The following is a 22,348-nucleotide window of genomic DNA, read 5'->3' as shown; positions in this document are numbered from 1 at the left end:
GCACCCGCGGTGCAGCGCATCCGACTGCGCTACACCAAGCGTGGCCGCCTCCGGTTCACCAGCCACCGTGACTTCCAGCGCGCCTTTGAGCGTGCCCTGCGCCGCGCCGAGGTACCCATGGCGTACTCGGCGGGGTTCACGCCGCACCCCAAGGTGTCGTACGCCAATGCCGCACCCACCGGCACGGGCAGCGAAGCCGAGTACCTGGAGATCGCGCTCACCGATGCGCGCGACCCCGACACGCTGTGCGAGCTCCTCGACGAGTCGCTGCCCACCGGGCTCGACATCATCGAGGCCGTCGAGTCCCGCACCTCGGGTCTCGCCGACCGGCTCACCGCCTCCGTGTGGGAGCTGCGCCTCGACGGCGTGGAGGCCGCACAGGCCGAGGCGGCCGCGGACGCGTTCATCGCGGCCGAGACCGTCGAGGTTCAGCGCAGGACGAAGAACGGTATGCGGACGTTCGACGCCCGCGCCGCCGTCGTGAGTCTCGAAGCCGCCGAGGCCTCGCAGGTCCACGACGACGGGACCGATAGGCCGACCGACAAGGCCTGTGCGATACTGCGCCTGGTTGTTCGGCACGTGACGCCTGCCGTTCGACCCGACGACGTTCTGTCCGGTCTCCGAGCTGTGGCCGACCTGGCGCCGCCGGTCCCCGCAGCGGTGACCAGGCTGGCGCAGGGGCTTTTCGATGAAGAGACCGGCACGGTGACCGACCCGCTCGCGCCCGACCGCGAGGCAGTGAAGGCCGCATCTCCCGCAAGCGGGGGGAGCGCCACGGCTGCCGCCGCGACGGCGCCGGTGCCAGGTTCCGCGTAAGGACGGTCGTCGAAGCGCCGCCCTCGTACTCGGGAGCCACCTGGGTCGGGCAGCGCACCGAACCCAAGGACTTTCGCCAGGCCGTACGCACACATGGCGTACGGAACCGGCGAGAACAGACAGAGAGCTCCCGTGCGGCGCCCGCGCCCCGGACGGCGGCACCGCGCACAAAGCGCGAGCCGCGGACGTCACCGGACCAGGCGCGGCGCCCGGGAGCCTGACGGGAGATCCACCCGCATGCTCGAGCCGACCGAACCCACCGAGACGACCCCGTCGTCCGTGGAATCCGACAACAACAGCCCCAGCGACACCCTGCCGCCGCGCCGCCGGCGCCGTGCGGCCTCGCGCCCCGCGGGCCCGCCCACGGGTGCCGCCGCCGACACCACCCCGGCCGTGACGGCCTCCGCCGACCCCGTCGCCGACGAGGCCGAGCCCGCCGCCGAGGCCCAGGACGCCGCGCCCGCCGGGCGCCCGCGTCGCCGTGCCACCCGCCGCGCCTCCGCGCCCGCCGGTGCACCCAAGACTCCCGAGACTCCCGACGCAGCCGAGAGCGCCCCGGCCGAGCCGGCCGCCGCGCCCGCTGCCGCCGCCGAGGAGACCGCCCCCGAGCCGGAGGCCGCGCCCGCCGGGCGCCCGCGTCGCCGTGCCACGCGCCGCGTCTCCGCCCCCGCCGGTACCCCCGAGCAGCCCGCGTCCGCCGCCGAGCAGGCCGAGCCCGCCGCGGCGGAGGCGCCCAGGGCGGAGGCCCCCAAGGCTGAGACCCCCAAGGCCGAGGCCGCCAAGACGGAGGCTCCCGCCGCGTCCGACGAGGACACGGAAGGGGCCCGCCGCCCCCGCCGCCGCGCCACCCGCAAGGCCGCCGTCGGCTTCTCCGAGCCCGCGCAGCGCTCCGCCAAGAAGGCCGCCGCGCGCGCCGCCGCCGAGCCCGCCGCCGACGAGGCCAAGGGTGCGAAGGGCGGACGCCGTCCCGCGCGGCCGTCCGTCGCCGTCTTCCAGGCGCCCGTCTTCGCCGAGCCGATGTTCCAGACCCCGGAGCGCGCCGCCGCGGCCGCCGCCGCCGAGGCCGCCGTCGAGGAGGAGGAGCCGGCCGAGGCCGAGGCTCCCGTCGAGACCGTGACCGTCGCGGACGTCATCGCCGAGGAGACGCCGCGCCGTCGCCGCCGCCGTGGCCGCGCCGCCGAGGAGCAGCCCGCCGCCGAGCCGCAGCGTCCCGCCGCCGAGGAGCCGGTCGAGGCCGAAGAGGCCGAGGCCGCCGAGGAGGGCGACCAGGACCACGAGGACCACGAAGAGCAGGGCGACCGCCCCACGCGCCGCCGGCGCCGTGGTGGCCGCCGCCGCCGTCGTGGTGACTCCGCGGACACCGAGTCGGACGAGCAGTCCGACGAGGAGACCGAGGCCGAGGCCGAGCACGCCGAAGAGGACGAGGAGGCCGAGGAGGCCGACGAGCGCGAGGAGGCCGGCCCGTCCGGCTCCAGCAGCCGTCGCCGCCGTCGCCGCCGTCGCCGCGCCGGTGACGCGTCCACGGAAGGCGAGCCGGGCGACAGCGACCCCGAGCGCACCGTGGTGAAGGTCCGCGAGCCGCGCAAGCAGGAGGAGCGCGAGCGCGGTACGGGCGCCGACGAGGTGCAGTCCATCAAGGGCTCGACCCGTCTGGAGGCGAAGAAGCAGCGCCGCCGCGAGGGCCGCGAGCAGGGCCGCCGCCGTGTGCCGATCATCACCGAGGCCGAGTTCCTGGCGCGCCGCGAGGCCGTCGAGCGCGTGATGGTCGTCCGCCAGAACGGCGAGCGCACCCAGATCGGCGTGCTCGAGGACGACATCCTCGTCGAGCACTACGTGAACAAGGAGCAGGCCACCTCGTACGTCGGCAACGTCTACCTGGGCAAGGTCCAGAACGTGCTGCCGTCCATGGAGGCCGCCTTCATCGACATCGGCAAGGGCCGCAACGCCGTGCTCTACGCCGGTGAGGTCAACTTCGAGGCGCTCGGCATGGCCAACGGGCCGCGCCGCATCGAGTCCGCCCTCAAGTCCGGCCAGTCCGTCCTCGTGCAGGTCACGAAGGACCCGATCGGCCACAAGGGCGCCCGCCTGACCAGCCAGGTCTCGCTGCCCGGCCGCTACCTGGTCTACGTGCCCGAGGGCTCGATGACCGGCATCAGCCGCAAGCTGCCCGACACCGAGCGCGCGCGTCTGAAGACCATCCTCAAGAAGATCGTCCCCGAGGACGCGGGCGTCATCGTGCGCACCGCCGCCGAGGGCGCGAGCGAGGACGAGCTGCGCCGCGACGTCGAGCGTCTGCAGGCCCAGTGGGAGGACATCCAGAAGAAGTCCAAGCAGATCTCGACGTCGTCGCCGAGCCTGCTGTACGGCGAGCCGGACATGACCGTCCGCGTCGTGCGCGACATCTTCAACGAGGACTTCTCCAAGGTCATCGTCAGCGGTGACGACGCGTGGGAGACCATCCACGGATACGTCAACCACGTCGCCCCCGACCTGGGTGACCGCCTGTCGAAGTGGACCTCCGAGGTCGACGTCTTCGCGACGTACCGGATCGACGAGCAGCTCGCCAAGGCGCTGGACCGCAAGGTCTGGCTGCCGAGCGGCGGCTCGCTGGTGATCGACAAGACCGAGGCGATGATCGTCGTCGACGTCAACACCGGCAAGTTCACCGGCCAGGGCGGCAACCTCGAAGAGACCGTGACGAGGAACAACCTCGAAGCGGCCGAGGAGATCGTGCGCCAGCTGCGGCTGCGCGACCTGGGCGGCATCGTCGTCATCGACTTCATCGACATGGTCCTGGAGTCCAACCGGGACCTGGTGCTCAGGCGTCTCCTCGAGTGCCTGGGCCGGGACCGGACCAAGCACCAGGTGGCCGAGGTCACCTCGCTCGGTCTGGTCCAGATGACCCGTAAGCGGGTCGGCCAGGGCCTCCTGGAGTCCTTCTCCGAGACCTGCGTCCACTGCAACGGCCGCGGTGTCATCGTCCACATGGAGCAGCCGACCGCCATCGGTGGCGGCGGCAAGCGCAAGAAGCGCGGCCGTGGCGCCGGCGCGGAGCAGCCGCACGAGCACGAGCACGTGACCGCCGAGATCGAGATCGAGGCCGAGACGGAGGCGGAGGTCGCCGCCGAGGTCGCGGCGCCCGTCGCGCTCGCCGAACCGGAGTTCGTCCCCGACGAGGAGCTGTACAGCAGCCCCGCCGAGGCGGAGGCCGCGGCGCGTGGTGGCCGTTCGCGCCGTCGTGCGACCCGCAGGTCGTCGGCTCCGGCCGGCGCCCCCAAGGCCGAGGCCGTTCCGGTCGTGACCCCCGAGGCCGAGCCGGAGCCCGTCGTGGCCGAGGTGGCCGCCGAGGTCGTGGCCGAGCCGGTCGTGGCGGAGCCCGCCCCGGTCGAGGAGGCCGCTCCCAAGGGCCGTACGCGCCGTCGGGCGACCCGTAAGGCGACGGCCCCGGCCGGTTCGCCGGCGGCCGCCGCCGAGGCCGAGGTGACCGTCGCGGCGCCCGCCAAGCCCGAGCCGGAGCCCGTCGTGGCCGAGGAGAAGGCCGCGGAGCCCGAGGCCGCTCAGGTCACGGAGCCCGCCGAGGCGCCCGTCGAGAGCGCGGCCCCGGCCCGCCCGCGGCGTCGCGCCGTCCGCAAGGCCACCGCGCCGACCGCGTCCGAGGAGGCGGCCGTCATGGTCGTCCCGTCGGCCACGGAGACGCCGGCCGAGGCGGAGAAGGCCGAGCCGGAGACGGCCGAGCCCGAGGCCGCCGAGGAGGCGCCCGCCGCCAAGAAGACGGCCCGTAAGACGGCCAAGAAGGCGACGGCGAAGAAGGCCGCCACCAAGAAGACCGCGGCCAAGAAGACGGCCGCGAAGAAGACGACGGCCAAGAAGGCGACGACCAAGACCGCCGCCAAGAAGACGGCCGCCAAGAAGACCGTCGCGGCCGAGCAGCAGGCTCAGCCGTCCGTCTCCGCGGCGGCCGACGAGGCCTGAACGCCCCGGTCCTGACCGGAACCGACCGCCCCCGTGCCGCCTTCCGCGGCGCGGGGGCGTCGCTGTGTCAGAGTGCTGATCGCAGGCCGGATCGCACGGTCCGGGGCGCCCCCGCTCTTGGAGGCCGGCCAACTACCTGTAAAACTCATCGAGTCGAAAGAGTGAACAAGGATGTCCACGTGACCGCGCTTCGGGGAGAACGCGCGCACCGTGGGAACGGGGAGGGGTTGTGATGGCGCACGCGCGTCTGAGAGGCACGGGACGCCACCGTGCGGTGAAGCCGGTCAAGGGCGGCAGACAGGTCGTGGCGCTCGCCACCGTCCTGTCTGCCGCGGGGATCCAGGCCACCGCGTCCACGGGGACGGCGACCGCGGACGTCCCGACGTGGACCGAGGGACCGATCTTCAACGACCCCAACGGCACCACGGACCAGCAGTACGCGATCCGCACCCGGCTGATCGAGCTCACCAACTCGGCGCTGCCCGGTTCGGTGATCAAGGTCGCGGTCTACCACGTGTGGGAGGCGTCGGTCGTCGACGCGCTCGTGGCCGCCAAGAACCGCGGCGTGAACGTGCAGATCCTGCTCGACGAGTCCAGCGTCAGCGACCGGCCGACCAACACGTCGTACGCCACGCTGAAGACCGCCCTCGGCACCAACAGGACGAGCTCGTCCTTCGTGACGCTGTGCCCGGCGCACAAGTCCTGCCTGGGAGACCCCAAGTACGGGCAGTCGATCATGCACAACAAGTTCTGGCTGTTCTCCGCGGTCGAGGGCGCCACGAACGTCGTCGTGCAGACCACGTCGAACTCGACGCCGTCGGCGCACACGAAGTTCTACAACGACGCGCTGCTGCTGCCGAACAACAGCGTGATGTACGAGGCGTACTCGGACTACTTCACGGACATGACCGGCAAGAGCTGGTCGACCTGGGACTACCGCACCGTCAGCAACGGCCTTTACAAGGCGTACTTCTTCCCGCGGGCCGGCACGGTCAACGAGTCCGACACGATGTACTCGGTGCTCAACAACGTCGCCTGCTCCTACAAGGACCCGGTCACCGGCGTCGCGAAGAAGACCGTCATCCGCGCCGCGATCTTCAAGGTCACGCGCAAGCAGATCGCGGACAAGCTGGTCTCCCTGAAGAAGCAGGGCTGCGCCGTCAGCCTCATGTACGCGGAGACCGACAGCGCCAAGAGCCTGGGCGGCACGAAGGGCACGTGGGAGGGGCTGCACACCACCGGCGGTCCCGCGCTGCGCTGCTTCAACGACGACCGGGACCCGCTGAACCCCGGCACGAAGCTCACGACGCCGTACATCATCCACTCGAAGTACCTGCTCATCGACGGCATGTACGACGGCAAGCGGAACAAGATCACCTTCACCGGGTCGCAGAACTACACGGGCCCCGCGCTGCGCGAGAACGACGAGGCGATCGTCAAGGTCGACGACGACTCCGTGCACGACGCCTACCGGGACCACTTCAACAAGGTGTGGAACATCGCCTGGCCCGGCGCGGCCGACGCCACGGACCTCTGCAAGGGCGTGAAGCCGCTGCCCGCGGACGGCGAGAAGCCGCCCGCGTAGCAGCGAGCACCCGTCGGAAGGGGGGCTGGTTTGACCCTTTCGGCGGGTGACCCGTAACCTTGACCGTCGGCGTCTGTTGAGCGCCGCACCCCTGAGCACCTCACCTCCCGGTTCCGCCGGGGGAGGCCGCTCGTCCAATCCGGAACATCGCGGGCCTTCGGGCGCGTGTGTGTGCGGCTGGCTTCAGGGGATCCGTTCCGAGCGAGAGAGAGATCCGCGTGTACGCCATCGTGCGCAGCGGTGGTCGCCAGCACAAGGTTGCTGTCGGCGACATCGTTGAGGTTGACAAGATTTCCACTGCCAAGGTTGGCGACACGGTCGAGCTCTCGACCCTGCTCGTTGTCGACGGCGAAGCCGTGACGAGCGACCCGTGGGTCCTTGCCGGCATCAAGGTCCAGGCCGAGGTCGTGGACCACCACAAGGGCGCGAAGATCGACATCCTTCGCTACAAGAACAAGACCGGCTACCGCCGTCGCCAGGGTCACCGCCAGCAGTACACGGCGATCAAGGTCACCGGTATCCCCACGGCTGCGAAGTAAGGGACTGAGACAAGATGGCACACAAGAAGGGCGCATCGTCCACTCGGAACGGTCGCGACTCCAACGCTCAGCGGCTCGGTGTGAAGCGCTTCGGCGGTCAGACCGTCAACGCCGGTGAGATCCTGGTCCGCCAGCGTGGCACCCACTTCCACCCGGGCACGGGCGTCGGTCGCGGTGGCGACGACACCCTGTTCGCGCTGAACGCCGGCGCGGTGGAGTTCGGTACGCACCGTGGCCGCAAGGTCGTGAACATCGTTCCGGTCGCCTGATCGGTTCTTTTGCGGAGGCGGACCTCACTTCCCGTACGGGAAGCAGGTCCGCCTTTCGCGTGTTACTAGATAGACATTCCACCCAGAAGTAACTGGAGGCACAACCATGACCACCTTCGTGGACCGCGTCGAGCTGCATGTCGCCGCGGGTAACGGAGGCCACGGCTGTGCCTCCGTTCACCGTGAGAAGTTCAAGCCCCTCGGCGGGCCGGACGGCGGTAACGGCGGCCGTGGCGGCGACGTCATCCTGGTCGTCGACCAGGACGTGACGACGCTCCTCGACTACCACCACTCCCCGCACCGCAAGGCCACCAACGGCAAGCCCGGTGAGGGCGGGAACCGCTCCGGCAAGGACGGCCAGGACCTGGTCCTGCCCGTGCCCGACGGCACCGTCGTCCTCGACAAGGCGGGCAACGTGCTCGCCGACCTCGTCGGCCAGGGCACCACGTACGTCGCCGCGCAGGGCGGCCGCGGAGGCCTCGGCAACGCGGCCCTCGCCTCGGCCCGCCGCAAGGCGCCCGGCTTCGCGCTCCTCGGTGTGCCCGGTGACCTCCAGGACGTCGTCCTCGAGCTCAAGACCGTCGCGGACATCGCGCTCGTCGGCTACCCGAGCGCGGGCAAGTCGTCCCTCATCTCGGTCCTGTCGGCCGCGAAGCCGAAGATCGCCGACTACCCGTTCACGACGCTCGTCCCGAACCTCGGCGTCGTGACGGCCGGCTCGACCGTCTACACGATCGCCGACGTGCCGGGCCTCATCCCGGGCGCCAGCCAGGGCAAGGGGCTCGGCCTGGAGTTCCTGCGGCACGTGGAGCGCTGCTCGGTCCTCGTCCACGTCCTGGACACGGCCACCCTCGAATCGGACCGTGACCCCGTCTCCGACCTCGACATCATCGAGGAGGAGCTGAAGCAGTACGGCGGGCTCGACGACCGGCCGCGGCTCGTCGTCCTCAACAAGATCGACGTGCCGGACGGGCAGGACCTCGCGGACCTGGTCCGCCCCGACCTGGAGGCCCGCGGCTACCGCGTCTTCGAGGTGTCGGCGGTGGCCCACCGCGGCCTCAAGGAGCTGTCCTTCGCCCTCGCCGAGATGGTCGCCGCGGCGCGCGCCGCCAAGCCCAAGCAGGAGGCGACCCGCATCGTCATCCGTCCCAAGGCGGTCGACGACTCGGGCTTCACCGTCGTGCAGGAGGAGGACGGCCTCTTCCGCGTGCGCGGCGAGAAGCCGGAGCGCTGGGTGCGCCAGACCGACTTCAACATCGACGAGGCCGTCGGCTACCTCGCCGACCGCCTCAACCGCCTCGGCGTCGAGGACGCCCTGATGAAGGCCGGCGCCGTCAAGGGCGACGGCGTGGCGATCGGCCCCGAGGACAACGCGGTCGTCTTCGACTGGGAGCCCACGATGATGTCGGGCGCCGAGATGCTCGGCCGCCGAGGCGAGGACCACCGCTTCGAGGCCCCGCGCCCGGCCGCGCAGCGCCGCCGCGACAAGCAGGCGGAGCGCGACGACGCGGAGCAGGAGTACGACGACTTCAAGCCGTTCTAGGGCGTCGGGCGGGGGTGGGGCCGACGGACGGAGTCCGGCGCGGCTGCCCCGAAGCCCGGGAGGCCGCCTGCGGCCGAGCGAGGGTGGAGGGGGCTGGTGCCCCTTCACTCCCGCCGCGAAGGTGACAAGCCACGACGGTGGTGGTCGGCGGTGCCGAACCGGACGACGTCTGGACATGGGGAAGGCCCCGGGAGAATCTCCCGGGGCCTTCCCCATGTTCTGGTTGCGGGCGCGGAGCGCTATGCCGTGATCGAGTCGCCCGTCTCCGACTCGGACTCCAGTGCCTCGGCGAACTCGTCCGCCGCGTCCGTGTCCGTGTCGCGCTGGCCGGGGATCTCCGCGGCGAGGCGGGACTCCATGCGGACGCGACGCTCGTCGGCCCGGTCGCACAGGGCGCGGACCGCGGCGTTGAAGCGGTCCAGGGACGGCGGGTCCGAGGGGCCCAGGAGGTGCTCCTTGAGCTCCGCACGGGCCTCCGCGTGGGAATCCGTCTCCGGGGAGCGTACGGCCGCGAGAAGGGCCGGTACCTCAGTTGCCTCGGGCGTCAGGATCGTCGCCGCGCTCACCGTCGGGAACCCGGCGCGGAAGTCGCCCTCGGACATGCCCGAGGTGTTGGCGACGGCGTACGGCTTCTCGCTGGTCAGCCAGTCCGAGACGACCGAGGAGACATCGCTGATGAGGACGTCGGCCTGGTTGAAGCAGGTGAAGATCGCCGGCCGGGCGTCCGTGATGACCAGGTGCTCCCACTCCGGGAAGGACGCCCAGTACGCGGCCTCCCAGGCGGCCGTCGCCTCGGCCACCGCTGCCTGCCGGTCCCCGTCGGGCGTGCCCTGGAGCATCATCCGCTCCATCTCGTCCACGCTCGGCCGGAACGCCGTGGACGTCAGCTTGTCGAGCGCCGCGGCGCACCGCGCCAGCTCGGCCGCGGCCTCGGGGCCGGGCCGCTCGCCGGAGCGCTTCGCGGCGGCCTCGCGGACCATCGCCTTGATGCGCTCGTTCGCGGCGCCCGCGCGCGGGTCGACCGAGCCGGTCATCGGGTGCGGCTTGTAGAGCAGGCGTACGGAGTCGTCGGCGAGCAGGTGCCGGACGATGTTCTCGCCGGCGAGCGGCACGGACGTGTTGCCCGGGTTGCCGTCCCAGCCCTCCCAGGTGGGGGCGTACAGGACGGTCGTAAAGCGTTCATTCGTGGCTCCGCCACGGGTCCCCTTCGGGGCGCCGGTGGAGCGCTTGATGGGCGACAGCTGCGGGCGGCCCACCTCCACGACGTCCTTGTCCTCGACGCCGATGTCGGCGAGCTGGTAGCGCTCGCGGGCCGCGGGGCCGGCCACCCACACCTCGTCGTACGCCTTCGCGTACGGGTTGCAGGAGGACAGCTTGTCGCTCTCGCCGTGGTTGATGAAGGCGTGCTTGATCGTCGGGATGCGCAGGACCTGCGAGGTCTTCGCGGCGTTCGCCGGGTGCAGGATCACCTTCAGCGTCGAGTTCTCCAGGGAGAACATCGTGGCGACCTTCGGGAAGCAGATGATCGGCACGTCGGTCGCGTCGATCTTCTGGACCATGAACCGCTCGCGCAGCACGATCAGCGGCTTGCCGTCGACCTCGGCGAGCGTGGAGAGCCACATGTTCGCCTGGTACGCGGACGACGTGCCGCCGGAGAAGTACATCGCGACCGTCGGCTGGTACTCGGCCAGCCAGCGGTCGAGCCAGGCCATGACCTTCTGCTCGCTCAGGGCGCGCTTCTTCGGCAGCAGCCAGGTGGCCAGGTAGGCCGCGCCGCCGCCGAGGAGCACGATCGAGACGCCGAGACCGATGCCGCCCCACAGGGCGTTCGTGGTGACCGCGGTGGCCAGCAGGCCGATCGTGCCGGGGACGGCGAAGGTGAGCAGGCGGTGGCCCGGGCGGCGGGACAGGATCCGCGGCGGCGCCGCGGAAAGCCGCAGCTCGGACGCGTCGATGTTCCGCGTCACGATGGGCAGCGCGCGCGTGCGCCGGACGAGGACCGCCACGGCCTGGCACAGGAAGTGCAGGGCGTAGACGCCGAGCAGCGCGATGGTGAGGGGGGACTGCTCGGCCAGCGGCTGAATGCCGTCGATGCGCAGCAGACCGACCAGGATGAGCATGTCGCGCAGCAGCTGCCGCACCGTGACATCGAAGCGGATCTTGCCGAGGAGCGAGAGCAGCCCGGGCTGCTTGTACTGCAGGTACGTGTCGAGCGCGAGACCCGCGGCGCTCGCGGCGACGAATACCGGGACGTACGGGATCAACGCGCTGACGAGCTGAGCCGTGTAGAGCGCGAACATCGCGAACAGTGCGGAGAGCTGCACGACGCGGCGGGGGGCGAGTCCGGCGGAGGGCACTGGGCGGGGCTCCTGGCAGGGGGGTCGGGTGGCGGGCAAAGAATAGTGGGGGTGCGGGCGTTCTTGAACGAAGGCCGACCACTGACCGTATGACTTTCGCGGCCTCGCTAGCAATCCTGGGTGACACCTATCACCGGATAACGGGGCAAAGGCCCACGGAACCTTTGGGCAGGAATCCGCCTCGCGGCCCGAGCCGGCACCACATCGCGCCAGCCCGCCCGTCCGCCCCTCGGAACCCGGAGGCGCCGCGCCGTGCCCCTCACGTAGATTGCTGGACGAGGGCCATGGTCAGTCAGCGCTTATCAGGGCCGTGGCCAGTCAGCACTTATGGGGAATCGCACGTGTCAGCGGCAGGGCAGGACATGAGGCAGGGCGTGGCGGAAGCCCGCAGGATCGTCGTCAAGGTCGGATCCTCCTCGCTCACCACCGCACAGGGAGGCCTCGACGCCGACCGGGTCGACGCCCTCGTCGACGTACTCGCCAAGGTCCGCAGCGGCGGCGAGAAGGAGATAGTGCTCGTCTCCTCCGGCGCCATCGCCGCCGGACTCGCGCCGCTCGGCCTGCGCCGCCGCCCCAAGGACCTCGCCCGCCAGCAGGCGGCCGCCAGCGTCGGCCAGGGCCTCCTCGTGGCCCGCTACACCGCGTCCTTCGCGCGCTACGGCGTCCGCGTCGGCCAGGTCCTCCTCACCAGCGACGACATGGCCCGCCGCGCCCACCACCGCAACGCGTCACGCACCCTCGACCAGCTCCTCGCCATGGGCGCCCTGCCCGTCGTGAACGAGAACGACACCGTGGCCACGGACGAGATCCGCTTCGGCGACAACGACCGGCTCGCCGCCCTCGTCGCCCACCTCGTCAACGCCGACCTCCTCGTCCTCCTCTCCGACATCGACGGCCTCTACGACGGCGACCCCAGCAAGCCCGGCACCTCACGGATCTCCGAGGTCCGCGGCCCCGCCGACATCGCGCACGTAAAGATCGGCAGCGCGGGCAAGGCGGGCGTCGGCACCGGCGGCATGGTCACCAAGGTGGAGGCGGCCGGGATCGCCGCCGCCGCGGGCATCCCCGTCGTCCTCACCAGCGCGGTGCACGCCGCCGACGCGCTCGCCGCCCGCGACACGGGCACCTACTTCCACCGCACGGGCCGGCGCAGCTCCGACCGCCTCCTGTGGCTCCAGCACGCCTCCACGCCGCAGGGCGCGCTCACGCTGGACGACGGGGCGGTGAAGGCCGTCGTCGAGGGCCGCAAGTCGCTCCTGCCCGCGGGCATCGCGGCCGTCGAGGGCGAGTTCGCCGCGGGCGACCCGGTCGAGCTGCGCGACGGGGCGGGCCGGGCCGTCGCACGCGGCCTGGTGAACTTCGACGCCAAGGAGATCCCGCAGCTCATCGGCCGTTCCACCCGGGAGCTGGCCCGCGAGCTGGGGGCCGCTTACGAGCGCGAGGTCGTGCACCGGGACGACCTGGTGCTGCTGCGGGCCTGACCGTTCGCGCAGTCCGGGACGGCCGGTGCGGGTGAAGATCCGGCGCCCGCACCGGGCGTAAACCGTGTAAACGGCTGAAAGCCGGGCCCTCGTCGGGGGACCTTCCCCAAAACCGCCCCACGAGGGCGCTTGGCCTGCTCAACTTTGATTCAGGAAGTTCCGCACGACCATTGCGCAAAGGAGGCCGTCGTGAGGCGAGCGCGCCCGGGGGCCACGTCCCGAGGGTCGGCGGAGCGGGCACTGACCAGCGTCGCGGCCGGGGAGTCGTACAAGCCCGGCGGGCGGGAGGAGGGCGCGGTGACGGAGGAAGGCCCCCGCCTCTGGCATGTCACCCTCAGCGTCTCCGGCGCCGACGCACCCCTCGCCGAGGTGCGACGCGGCCTCGAACAGCTGGCACACGACCACCCCTTTCTGCTGACGAGCCGGTACGCCGTCGACCACGCCGAGATCCGCTACTGGGAAGAGGCCCGCGACCTCCACGACGCGGCCGCCGTGGCCCTGCGCCTGTGGGGCGAACACCGTCAGAGCTCCCAGCTCCCGCCGTGGGAGATCGTCGGCCTGGAGGTCATCGACCGCGACACGTACCACCAGCGCATCGCCGAGGGCTACGGCCCCCTGCCCGCCACCCCGGTGGGCGTGCATCCCTTTTAGGTCACATCTCAGGGTTCGGGACATGTGCCGACCCGGCTCCGCCGCCCCATTACGCTTCCCGGCATGACCTCGCTCTCGCCGTACGACTCGATGACCCCCGTAGCCCAGGCGGCCTACCGTGCCAGGGCCGCGGCCAGCGAAATCGCCCCGCTGCCGCGGGCCGCGAAGGACGACGCGCTCGCCGCGATCGCCGACGCCCTCGAAGTGCGTACCGCCGAGATCGTCGAGGCCAACGCCAAGGACATCGCCCGCGCCCGTGAGGCCGGCACCAGCGAGTCGATCATCGACCGCCTCACGCTCACCCCCGAGCGGGTCCGCGCCATCGCCGCCGACGTGCGCGACGTCGTCGCCCTGCCCGACCCGGTCGGCACGGTCGTGCGCGGCAACACCCTCCCGAACGGCATCGACCTGCGCCAGGTCCGCGTCCCCCTCGGCGTCGTCGGCATCATCTACGAGGCCCGGCCCAACGTCACGGTCGACGCCGCCGCCCTCTGCCTCAAGTCGGGCAACGCCGTGCTCCTGCGCGGCAGTTCGTCCGCGTACGAGTCCAACACCGCCCTCGTGCGCGTGCTGCGCGACGCCGTCGGCGGCTCGGGCCTGCCGGCCGACGCGATCCAGCTCGTGCCCGGCGAGAGCCGCGACTCGGTCACCGAGCTGATGCGGGCGCGCGGCCTCGTCGACGTCCTCATCCCGCGCGGCGGCGCGTCCCTCATCAAGAACGTCGTCGAGAACTCCACCGTCCCCGTCATCGAGACCGGCACCGGCAACTGCCACGTCTACGTCGACGCGCACGCCGACCTCGACATGGCCGTCGACATTTTGATCAACTCCAAGGCCCAGCGCCCCAGCGTCTGCAACGCGGCCGAGACCCTCCTCGTCCACCAGGACATCGCCGACGCCTTCGTGCCGCGCGCCCTCCAGGCCCTCGCCGAGGCCGGCGTCACCGTGCACGGCGACGAGCGGATCCTGTCCTACGCGGAGGGCTCCAAGGCCACCGTCGTCGAGGCGACCCCGGAGGACTGGGAGACCGAGTACCTCTCGTACGACATCGCCGCCGCCGTCGTGCACTCCCTGGACGCGGCCGTGGAGCACATCCGCCTCTGGTCGTCCGGCCACACCGAGGCCATCGTCACCACCTCGCAGCAGGCGGCCCGCCGGTTCACCCAGCTGGTCGACTCCACGACGGTCGCCGTGAACGCCTCGACGCGCTTCACGGACGGCGGCCAGTTCGGCTTCGGCGCGGAGATCGGCATCTCCACCCAGAAGCTTCATGCTCGGGGGCCCATGGGCCTTCCGGAGCTGACCAGCACCAAGTACATCGTCACCGGGGACGGCCACATCCGGTAGCCGCGGGACAGCGGTGCGGGACAAGGTGAATTCCCCCACCGACTGCCCAAAACGACCCCCCAGGTCTACTCTGGACGCGTGCCGGACGACGTGGGGGGCACGCCGTTCCCTGACGGCTGGGAGCCCGACGACGAGCGCGACCGCGGAGGCGCGGACGAAGAGTTCGCCTCCGTGGTCTTCGACGAGGACTTCGTACGGGCCGCCCGGATCCACGAACCCAGCGCCGTCGAGCGCCTGCTCGACGCGGCGCAGGCCCGTGCCGAGGCCCAGGAGGCCGAGGCCCGCCGGGCCCGCACCCGCGGCCCCGCGGTGGACGACGACCTCTACGACGACGGATACGGCCCGGGCGCGAGGGGCGGACACGGCCACGGCCCGGACGCCGACGACCTCTACGACCCCGATGTCGACGACGACGGCTACCCGCGCCCCGGCGCCTACGCGGCCAAGGTGCGCTGGCGCCGCCCCGTCGCCTGGATGCTCGCCGTCCTGATGGGCGTCGGCATGGTCGCGCTGGCCTTCACCGCCGTCTACCGCGGCGCCTCGTCGGGGCGCCAGGACCGGGTGCCGCCGCCCGCCACGACCGAGCTGGAGAAGGGTTTCCCGACCGCCCCCTCCGCCTCCGCCGACCACTCCCGGCCACCGGTCTCCGCGGTCCCGCGCACCCCCTGACCACGGACGGGCACCGGCCGCGGGCGCGGCTCCCGGGACCCGGCGGAAGTTGTCGTGTACCAGGGCGTTTACCGGACCTCCCGGAGACCTACCCTGAAGGTATGGGCGGGCCAGGAGACCCACCGGACGGCACCCCCGAGGGCGCTCCCGGCAGTGGTGGAGAGGACGAGTACCGATCCGTCGTCTTCGACGAGTCGTTCATCCGCGCTGCCCGGCTCCAGGAGTTCTCCGCGCAGGAGCGCATCGCCGACCACGCGCCCGCCGTACGCCGGCGCCCCGGAGCGCACCGGGGCTTCTCCAAGCAGGCCGTGATCCTGGTCGTCCTGATCGTCGTCGCCTTCGGCACGGCGATCTACATGGGCGTACGCAACCCGTATCTGCACCCGGCGGCGGCCCACCACGCCGAACCGCTGCGGATGACCGTCGTCCCGCTCGCGCCCCCGGGCCGGGTGCCCGGCGCGACGTCGGTGTCCGAGCTCTTCGCGCACAGCCCCGCCGCCCAGTTCAGGACCGCGGCCGAAGGCATCCAGCTGCCCGCGGTCCGGCGCACCTCGCACTTCTCCGAGAGCCAGGTCCTCACCGCACTGACCACCGCCAAGGACTACCTCGTCGAGTCGTCGCTCGACCCCGACGTGCTCACCCGCAACGCCGTACGGCCCGTGCGGATCCTGCTCGACCCGCAGCAGCTCGACCAGTTCGACCGGAGCTTCACCCGGCCCGCCTCCGACGGCCGGCACGCGGCCACCGGCTGGCTCGTCCGCTTCGACCCGGCGCAGACCACGCTCGCCGACAACCGGATCCGCGTCCAGGGCACCCTGCGCGCCACGGAGACCGACGCGGACACCCTGGAGGTCGCCTCCGACCACACCTTCGTCTACGCGCTGCGCCCGGCCGGCGCCGCCGCCGGCGCGAAGGCGTCCCTGTTCACGGTCCGCCGTGAGCTGCACTTCCGCTTCGACCGGGACGACCTGCGCATGCACCAGGCCGAGCTGGCCGTCAGCTCTCTGCAGGCCGGGCCGCTGTCCTGCTCCGTGGACTCGGCCGCCCACCTGCACCCGCTGCTCGCGGGGCAGGCGCCGGCGAAGGGCGGCCCGGCCGGCACCGACCCGTACGCGACGGGCGACGCGGCCGGGGTGTCGCTGTGCGGCGCGCTCGCGCCGAGCGCCCAGCCGTCTGTCTGACCCGTCCGACCTACGCGCCCGTCCGGCCCGTCTGGCCCGTCTGGCCCGTCTGACCTACTCGTCCTCCGGCGTCCCGTGGTTGCCGGCGTTGCCGCCCCCGCCCCCGCTGCCGCCGCCGAACTTCCCGAACAGCTTGCCGCCCAGGTCGCCCGCGCCGCCCGCGAGATCCGTGACCAGCTTCATCAGCGGGTCCTTGGAGCCGCGCACGTTGTCCGCGTAGTGCGAGGCCGACTGGCGGAACGAGTCGGTGACCGAGGTGTCCTTGTCCTCGGTGCGGCGCGGGTAGTGGCCGTCCATGATCCGCTGGTAGTCGCGGGTCGCGGCCCACTTCTTCAGCTCGGCCGCGCGGACCGTGGTGAAGGGGTGCGTACGCGGCAGCACGTTGAGGATCTTCAGGACGGAGTCGCGCAGGTCGCCCGCGGCCTCGTACTCGTCGGCCTGCTTGAGGAACGCGTCCACGTTCATCTCGTGCAGGTGGTTGCCGCCCGCGATCTTCATCAGGCCGCGCATCGACGCCTGGAGGTCCTGGCCGACCAGCAGCCCCGCACGGTCCGCGGACAGCTCCGACTTGCGGAACCACTCGCGCAGCGCCGTGACGATCGCCATGATCGCGAGGTTGCCGAGCGGGATCCACGCGACGCGGAGCGCGAGGCTGGTCAGGAACAGCAGTATCGTCCGGTAGACCGCGTGGCCGGACAGCGCGTGGCCCACCTCGTGGCCGACGACGGCCCGCATCTCCTCCTCGTCGAGGAGCTCCACGAGGCCGGTGGTGACGACGATGATCGGCTCGTCGAGGCCGATACACATCGCGTTGGGCTTGGGGTCCTGCGTGACGTACATCGGCGGGACCTTCTCCAGGTCCAGGATGTAACAGGCGTCCCGCAGCATGTCGTTGAGGTGCGCGAACTGCTCGTCGGAGACCCGTACCGAGTCCGAGAGGAAGAGCAGACGCAGACTACGCTCGGGCAGCAGACCGCTGAGGGCCTTGAAGACCGTGTCGAAGCCGCTGAGCTTGCGCAGCGCGACCAGGGCGGAGCGGTCGGCCGGGTGCTCGTACGCCCGCGAGGAGATCCCCTCGAAGCGGCGCCGCTGCCTGCTCGGTACGTGCTCGTGCCGGTCGTCGTTGACGTCGGACATGCTTCCCCCATGTTCGTGTGCCGTCGTGTTCTGTTGTGCCCCCGAGGAGGTCTCCACAGTAGGCGGAGTTACCGTGGCGGGGCAGCACACCGAAGGAGCGAAACACCATGGAGCACACCTCCGGCGCCGCCTGGCTCACGCACGTGGTCAGCGCCGCCGCCTCCGACCAGCAGGGCGCGGGCAATCTGCTGCGCACGGTCATCGTCGTCGGCGTGCTCGGGAGCGCCTTCATGGGCTGGTTCCTGCTGCGCGGTTACAAGCGCGACGACTCGAGCGACGACTGACGGGACGGCTGACGGCGGGACAGCTCCGAGCAGGTGGGACGCCCGTACGGCAGAGTCGGCGTGATCGCCGTCGACACCCCCGCATACGATGGGCGTGATTTTCCCCATCCCGTATCCCGTCTCACCCGGATAGGTCCTGCTGACGATGAGCCTCCACAGCACCGCTGCCCAGCTGGCCACCCTCGCCGCCGAAGGCGGCGAGCACGGCGGCAACCACCCCAGCCTCAGCCCGTACCTCACCGGCGGCGGCGCGCTGTTCGTGCTGCTTCTGCTGCTGTGGATCACCACGCGCTTCAACCGGGACCGCTGACGTGCAAAAGCGCCGTCTGTGGGGGTGAAGCCCCGAGGCTTCGTCCCCACAGGCGGCGCTGTTCGTGCTGCCCAGTAGGCTCTGCACGCGTGACTCCTCCGCTCCTCTGGGGAGCGGCTTCTCACTCGGCTCGGGAAGAGCCTCATGACGGCCAAGCCCTGACCGTTGCCCGAAGGCGGAAGCTCAATCTACTACCCTGTCCGGCGCACGGGGAGGGAATTCGGAATGGGACAGCACGACATGGTGACAAGTCCGGTGAACGGCCCGGCCGGCGGCCCGGACCGGGCACGGATCAGCACCGCCAAGCGGCGCCTCGGCGTCATGGGCGGAACGTTTGACCCGATCCACCACGGACACCTGGTGGCCGCCAGCGAGGTCGCCGCGCAGTTCCACCTCGACGAGGTCGTGTTCGTGCCCACCGGGCAGCCGTGGCAGAAGACGGACCGCCGCGTCAGCCCGGCCGAGGACCGCTATCTGATGACGGTCATCGCGACCGCCGAGAACCCCCAGTTCTCGGTGAGCCGCATCGACATCGACCGCGGCGGACCGACGTACACCACGGACACGCTGCGCGATCTGCACGCGCTCAATCCGGACACGGACCTCTTCTTCATCACGGGCGCCGACGCCCTGGGCCAGATCCTCACCTGGCGGTACACGGAAGAACTGTTCTCCCTTGCGCACTTCATCGGCGTCACCCGGCCGGGGCACCATCTGATCGACCCCGGTCTGCCGGAGGGCGGTGTCTCGCTCGTCGAGGTGCCGGCCCTCGCCATCTCGTCCACGGACTGCCGTGCGCGGGTCGCCGCGGGTGACCCCGTCTGGTATCTGGTGCCGGACGGTGTGGTGCGCTACATCGACAAGCGCGAGCTGTACCGCGGCGAGTGAGCCGAGAGGGGCACCGGTGAACGACCGATACGACGGTTACTCGGGCAGTTACTCGGGGGACGCGTCCAACACGTCCGACCAGTACGAGCTCGTCGGCTACGACGAGTTCGGGCAGCCCGTGTACCGGCAGGTGCCCCAGCAGCCTCCCCAGTACGGGTATCAGCAGCAGCCCCCCGGCCAGGGGGGCCAGGGCGGCCAGGCGGACCAGGGCGGCCAGGGTGGTCACGGCGGCCAGGGGTACGGCTACGACCCGTACGCCACCGGCCAGCAGCCGCCGGCACCCTCGTACAACGACATGTACGACCCCTACGGGGCGGGTGCGCCCGTGCAGCAGGGGCAGCCCTCCTCCTACGACCCCTACGGGACGGCCGCCGGAACGGGACAGCAGCAGCGGGTCGAGCAGCAGCGCATAGAACAGCAGCGCATCGAGCAGCAGACGGCGACCGCGCACATCCCGGCCCAGGCCGCTCCCCGGACCGAGCCCCCGGCGCGTGAGCGCGACACGGCGCCCGAGTACCGCACCGAGCAGTTCTCCTTCGTGGAGGAACCGGACGAGAACTCCGAAGACGTCATCGACTGGCTGAAGTTCACGGAGTCGCGCACCGAACGCCGCGAGGAGGCCCGCCGCCGAGGCCGCAGCCGCGTCGTCGCCCTCGTCGTCGTCCTCGTGCTCTGCGTCACCGGCGGCGTCGGCTACCTCTGGTACGCGGGCAAACTGCCCGGCTTCGGCTCCACCGACTCCGGCAAGGGCCCCGCCGACACGGCAGGACCGCAGAACCGCGACGTGATCGTCGTCCACCTGCACAACACCAAGGGCGGCGGCACCTCCACGGCCCTGCTCGTCAACAACACCACCACCAAGCAGGGCACCACCGTCCTGCTCCCCAACTCCCTTGCCCTGACGGACGACGACGGCAGCCCGACGACGCTCGGCAAGTCCGTCGGCGACGACGGGTCCTCCGGCACGCGCGACGCCATTGACACCGTCCTCGGCACGGACGTCGAAGGCACCTGGCGGCTCGACACCCCGTATCTCAACAACCTCGTCGAGCTCGTCGGCAACATCTACGTCGACACGAACACCGATGTTCCGGACCCGGCCGCGAAATCCGGCAAGAAGGCGTCCAAGAAGGCGACATCCCCCCTGGTCAAGAAGGGGCGGCAGCAGACGCTCAGCGGCCCGATGGCCGTCGCGTACGCCACCTACCGTGCGCCCGGCGAGGCCGAGTCCGCGCAGCTCATGCGGTTCGGCCAGGTCATGCAGGGCGTGCTGGGCAAGCTGTCGTCCGACCCGCACGACGCCACCGTCACCGTGCAGTCCCTCGCCCAGATCCTCGACCCGTCGCTCGGTGACAAGGACCTCGGCGCGTTCCTCGCCAAGCTCGCCGACCGGGCCAAGGGCGGCGACTACAAGACCGCGCTCCTGCCCGTGCAGCAGGACGGCACCCTGTCCGAACAGGCCACCGGCAGCGTCGTCAAGGATGTCCTCGGCGGGACGGTCAAGAACCCCGGCAAGGGCGCCCCGGTACGGGTGGGCATCAAGAACGCCACCGGCGTCAAGGACCGCACGGGGAAGGCCAGGGTCACCCTGATCAACGGCGGCTACACCTTCGTCGACGCCGGATCGGGCGCCGTGCCCCAGGCCGCGACGCAGATCACGTACTCCGACGCCGGCCGCAAGCAGGACGCCGTCGAGGTCGCCAAGACCCTGGGCCTGCCGACGAGCGCGGTACGCAAGGGCACCACCGAGGCGAACGCGGACGTGTCCGTGGTCCTCGGCCAGGACTACACCGGCGGGCAGTAGACACGGGTCCGGCCCCCTCGGCGGTGTCGCCGAGGGGGCCGGGTAATCCCGTAAGGGGTGTCGGCGGACCGTGAGACCCTTGGAACATCCCCTCAGGGGATCACTGCCCACCGACGGAAAGCCTTGTAGTGACCGCCACTGACCGTTCCCTCGAGCTCATCACCGCCGCCGCACAGGCGGCCGCCGACAAGCTCGCGCACGACATCATCGCGTACGACGTCAGCGACGTGCTGTCGATCACCGACGCCTTCCTGCTGGCCTCCGCGCCCAACGACCGCCAGGTCAAGTCGATCGTCGACGAGATCGAGGAGCGCCTGAACAAGGAGCTCGGCGCCAAGCCGGTCCGCCGCGAGGGCGACCGCGACGCCCGCTGGATCCTGCTCGACTACGTCGACATCGTCGTCCACGTCCAGCACAGCGAGGAGCGCGTCTACTACGCCCTCGAGCGCCTGTGGAAGGACTGCCCCGAGGTGGAGCTGCCCGAGGACGCCAAGGCCACCCGTGGCAAGGCGCAGGAGCACGCCCAGGCGACGCAGGCCGCGGAGGAGGCCGGGGAGCTTCGCCTGCTGGGCGGAGAGCTGCGTTGACCGCCGCGGGTCCCGGCACCCGCCCGGCCCGCGGGCGGCGCGTCATCCTGTGGCGGCACGGCCAGACCTCGTGGAACCTGGAGCGCCGCTTCCAGGGCTCCACGGACATCGGCCTGACCGAGACCGGCGTCACGCAGGCCCGCAGGGCGGCCCGGCTGCTCGCCTCGCTGAAGCCGGACGCCATCGTCGCGTCCGACCTCAGCAGGGCCGCCGCCACGGCCGGCGAGCTGGCCGCGCTCACGGGCCTCGACGTCACGCACGACGAGGGCCTGCGCGAGACCTACGCGGGTGAGTGGCAGGGCCTCACGCACGACGAGATCATCGCCCGGCACGGTGACCAGTACGCCGCGTGGAAGCGCGGTGAGCCGGTGCGCCGCGGCGGCGGCGAGCTCGAGACGGAGGTCGCCGACCGGGCCGCCCCCGTCGTGCTGCGGCACGCGGAGAAGCTGCCGCAGGACGGCACGCTCGTCGTGGTCAGCCACGGCGGCACGATCCGCACCACCATCGGCCGCCTCCTCGGTCTGGAGTCCCGCCACTGGGAAAGCCTCGGCGGCCTCTCCAACTGCTGCTGGTCCGTCCTCGGCCAGGGCGCGCGCGGCTGGCGGCTCCTCGAGCACAACGCGGGCACGCTGCCCGAGCCGGTGCTAGGCGACGACGTCTGACCCCTCCGGAAGGGGCCAGGACGGCCGGATTTCACTTTCCGGCAGGTCGCAGGCTAGAGTTCTTCTTGTTCGCAGCCGCGCAGAGCGGGGAGAACGCAAGGGGCTATAGCTCAGTTGGTAGAGCGCCTGCATGGCATGCAGGAGGTCAGGAGTTCAATTCTCCTTAGCTCCACAGTCGGAAGCCTCGGCTTCACAAAGATCCCGCCCGGACAGGGCGGGATTTTTTGTTGCCCGCGCACGTTCCCCGACTGCCTTGAGTCGCCCGG

Annotated in this window: 19 protein-coding genes and 1 tRNA gene; 18 read left to right on the top strand and 2 right to left on the bottom strand. The window is 71.4% G+C overall.

Annotated elements, in window-relative coordinates; all coding sequences use genetic code 11:
- Window positions 1–9 precede the first annotated feature (9 nt).
- From EOT10_RS30085 to obgE, 6 genes are all read left to right on the top strand, one after another.
- The gene (locus tag EOT10_RS30085) at window positions 10–816 is read left to right on the top strand and encodes a TIGR03936 family radical SAM-associated protein (protein WP_127831520.1); all 807 of its coding nucleotides are present in this window, start codon (window positions 10–12) and stop codon (window positions 814–816) included.
- Window positions 817–1,053: 237 nt separating this feature from the next.
- Window positions 1,054–4,788: an Rne/Rng family ribonuclease gene (locus tag EOT10_RS30080; protein ID WP_127831519.1), complete on the top strand. Its 3,735-nt coding sequence runs from the start codon at window positions 1,054–1,056 to the stop codon at window positions 4,786–4,788.
- Window positions 4,789–5,020: 232 nt separating this feature from the next.
- Entirely contained in the window at window positions 5,021–6,373 is a 1,353-nt protein-coding gene (locus EOT10_RS30075) for a phospholipase D-like domain-containing protein (RefSeq protein WP_127831518.1), read from the top strand.
- 218 nt (window positions 6,374–6,591) lie between these two features.
- On the top strand, window positions 6,592–6,912 hold the full coding sequence (rplU, locus tag EOT10_RS30070; protein ID WP_127831517.1) for a 50S ribosomal protein L21: 321 nt from the start codon (window positions 6,592–6,594) through the stop codon (window positions 6,910–6,912).
- Between the two features lie 14 nt (window positions 6,913–6,926).
- On the top strand, window positions 6,927–7,181 hold the full coding sequence (gene rpmA / locus EOT10_RS30065) for a 50S ribosomal protein L27 (protein WP_100594223.1): 255 nt from the start codon (window positions 6,927–6,929) through the stop codon (window positions 7,179–7,181).
- Between the two features lie 106 nt (window positions 7,182–7,287).
- A complete protein-coding gene (obgE, locus tag EOT10_RS30060; protein WP_127831516.1) occupies window positions 7,288–8,724 on the top strand; it encodes a GTPase ObgE in 1,437 nt (478 codons plus the stop codon).
- A gap of 239 nt (window positions 8,725–8,963) precedes the next feature.
- Here the strand turns inward: obgE and EOT10_RS30055 are convergent, their stop codons facing one another.
- Window positions 8,964–11,081, bottom strand: a complete 2,118-nt coding sequence (locus EOT10_RS30055; RefSeq protein ID WP_127831515.1) for a hypothetical protein — start codon at window positions 11,079–11,081, stop codon at window positions 8,964–8,966.
- Window positions 11,082–11,455: 374 nt separating this feature from the next.
- On the opposite strand from EOT10_RS30055, the gene proB reads away from it, so the two are divergent.
- The 5 genes from proB to EOT10_RS30030 all read left to right on the top strand — a co-directional run bounded on the left by proB (window position 11,456) and on the right by EOT10_RS30030 (window position 16,410).
- Window positions 11,456–12,562, top strand: a complete 1,107-nt coding sequence (proB, locus tag EOT10_RS30050) for a glutamate 5-kinase (protein WP_127831582.1) — start codon at window positions 11,456–11,458, stop codon at window positions 12,560–12,562.
- A gap of 189 nt (window positions 12,563–12,751) precedes the next feature.
- Window positions 12,752–13,213, top strand: a complete 462-nt coding sequence (locus EOT10_RS30045; RefSeq protein ID WP_127831514.1) for a DUF8830 family protein — start codon at window positions 12,752–12,754, stop codon at window positions 13,211–13,213.
- 63 nt (window positions 13,214–13,276) lie between these two features.
- Window positions 13,277–14,560: a glutamate-5-semialdehyde dehydrogenase gene (locus tag EOT10_RS30040; protein ID WP_127831513.1), complete on the top strand. Its 1,284-nt coding sequence runs from the start codon at window positions 13,277–13,279 to the stop codon at window positions 14,558–14,560.
- A 78-nt stretch (window positions 14,561–14,638) separates the two neighbouring features.
- Window positions 14,639–15,229, top strand: a complete 591-nt coding sequence (locus EOT10_RS30035; protein WP_127831512.1) for an SCO2584 family spore wall biosynthesis protein — start codon at window positions 14,639–14,641, stop codon at window positions 15,227–15,229.
- A gap of 101 nt (window positions 15,230–15,330) precedes the next feature.
- Window positions 15,331–16,410 (top strand): SCO2583 family membrane protein, encoded by a 1,080-nt coding sequence (locus tag EOT10_RS30030; protein ID WP_127831511.1) that lies wholly within the window; start codon window positions 15,331–15,333, stop codon window positions 16,408–16,410.
- 54 nt (window positions 16,411–16,464) lie between these two features.
- Here the strand turns inward: EOT10_RS30030 and EOT10_RS30025 are convergent, their stop codons facing one another.
- Complete coding sequence (locus EOT10_RS30025) at window positions 16,465–17,547, bottom strand: M48 family metallopeptidase (RefSeq protein ID WP_127831510.1); 1,083 nt, start codon at window positions 17,545–17,547, stop codon at window positions 16,465–16,467.
- Between the two features lie 107 nt (window positions 17,548–17,654).
- Between EOT10_RS30025 and EOT10_RS41430 the strand changes: the two genes are divergently transcribed.
- The 7 genes from EOT10_RS41430 to EOT10_RS30000 all read left to right on the top strand — a co-directional run bounded on the left by EOT10_RS41430 (window position 17,655) and on the right by EOT10_RS30000 (window position 22,254).
- Window positions 17,655–17,831, top strand: a complete 177-nt coding sequence (locus EOT10_RS41430; protein WP_189492243.1) for a hypothetical protein — start codon at window positions 17,655–17,657, stop codon at window positions 17,829–17,831.
- Between the two features lie 145 nt (window positions 17,832–17,976).
- Complete coding sequence (locus EOT10_RS41425; protein WP_189492240.1) at window positions 17,977–18,141, top strand: hypothetical protein; 165 nt, start codon at window positions 17,977–17,979, stop codon at window positions 18,139–18,141.
- A 225-nt stretch (window positions 18,142–18,366) separates the two neighbouring features.
- A complete protein-coding gene (nadD, locus tag EOT10_RS30020; protein ID WP_127831509.1) occupies window positions 18,367–19,029 on the top strand; it encodes a nicotinate-nucleotide adenylyltransferase in 663 nt (220 codons plus the stop codon).
- Window positions 19,030–19,045: 16 nt separating this feature from the next.
- On the top strand, window positions 19,046–20,833 hold the full coding sequence (locus EOT10_RS30015; protein WP_223281295.1) for an LCP family protein: 1,788 nt from the start codon (window positions 19,046–19,048) through the stop codon (window positions 20,831–20,833).
- 128 nt (window positions 20,834–20,961) lie between these two features.
- A complete protein-coding gene (rsfS, locus tag EOT10_RS30010) occupies window positions 20,962–21,420 on the top strand; it encodes a ribosome silencing factor (RefSeq protein ID WP_127831507.1) in 459 nt (152 codons plus the stop codon).
- The gene (locus EOT10_RS30005) at window positions 21,417–22,082 is read left to right on the top strand and encodes a histidine phosphatase family protein (RefSeq protein WP_127831506.1); all 666 of its coding nucleotides are present in this window, start codon (window positions 21,417–21,419) and stop codon (window positions 22,080–22,082) included. Before rsfS ends, EOT10_RS30005 begins: the two co-directional genes overlap by 4 nt.
- Window positions 22,083–22,181: 99 nt before the next feature.
- Window positions 22,182–22,254, top strand: a tRNA-Ala gene (locus EOT10_RS30000).
- The last annotated feature ends 94 nt before the right edge of the window (window positions 22,255–22,348 follow it).

Origin of the sequence: Streptomyces antnestii (genome assembly GCF_004005495.1) — a bacterium.
Classification (GTDB): domain Bacteria; phylum Actinomycetota; class Actinomycetes; order Streptomycetales; family Streptomycetaceae; genus Streptomyces; species Streptomyces antnestii.
Note: the sequence above shows the minus strand (reverse complement) of the source record. Positions and strands in the feature narration are given on the sequence as shown.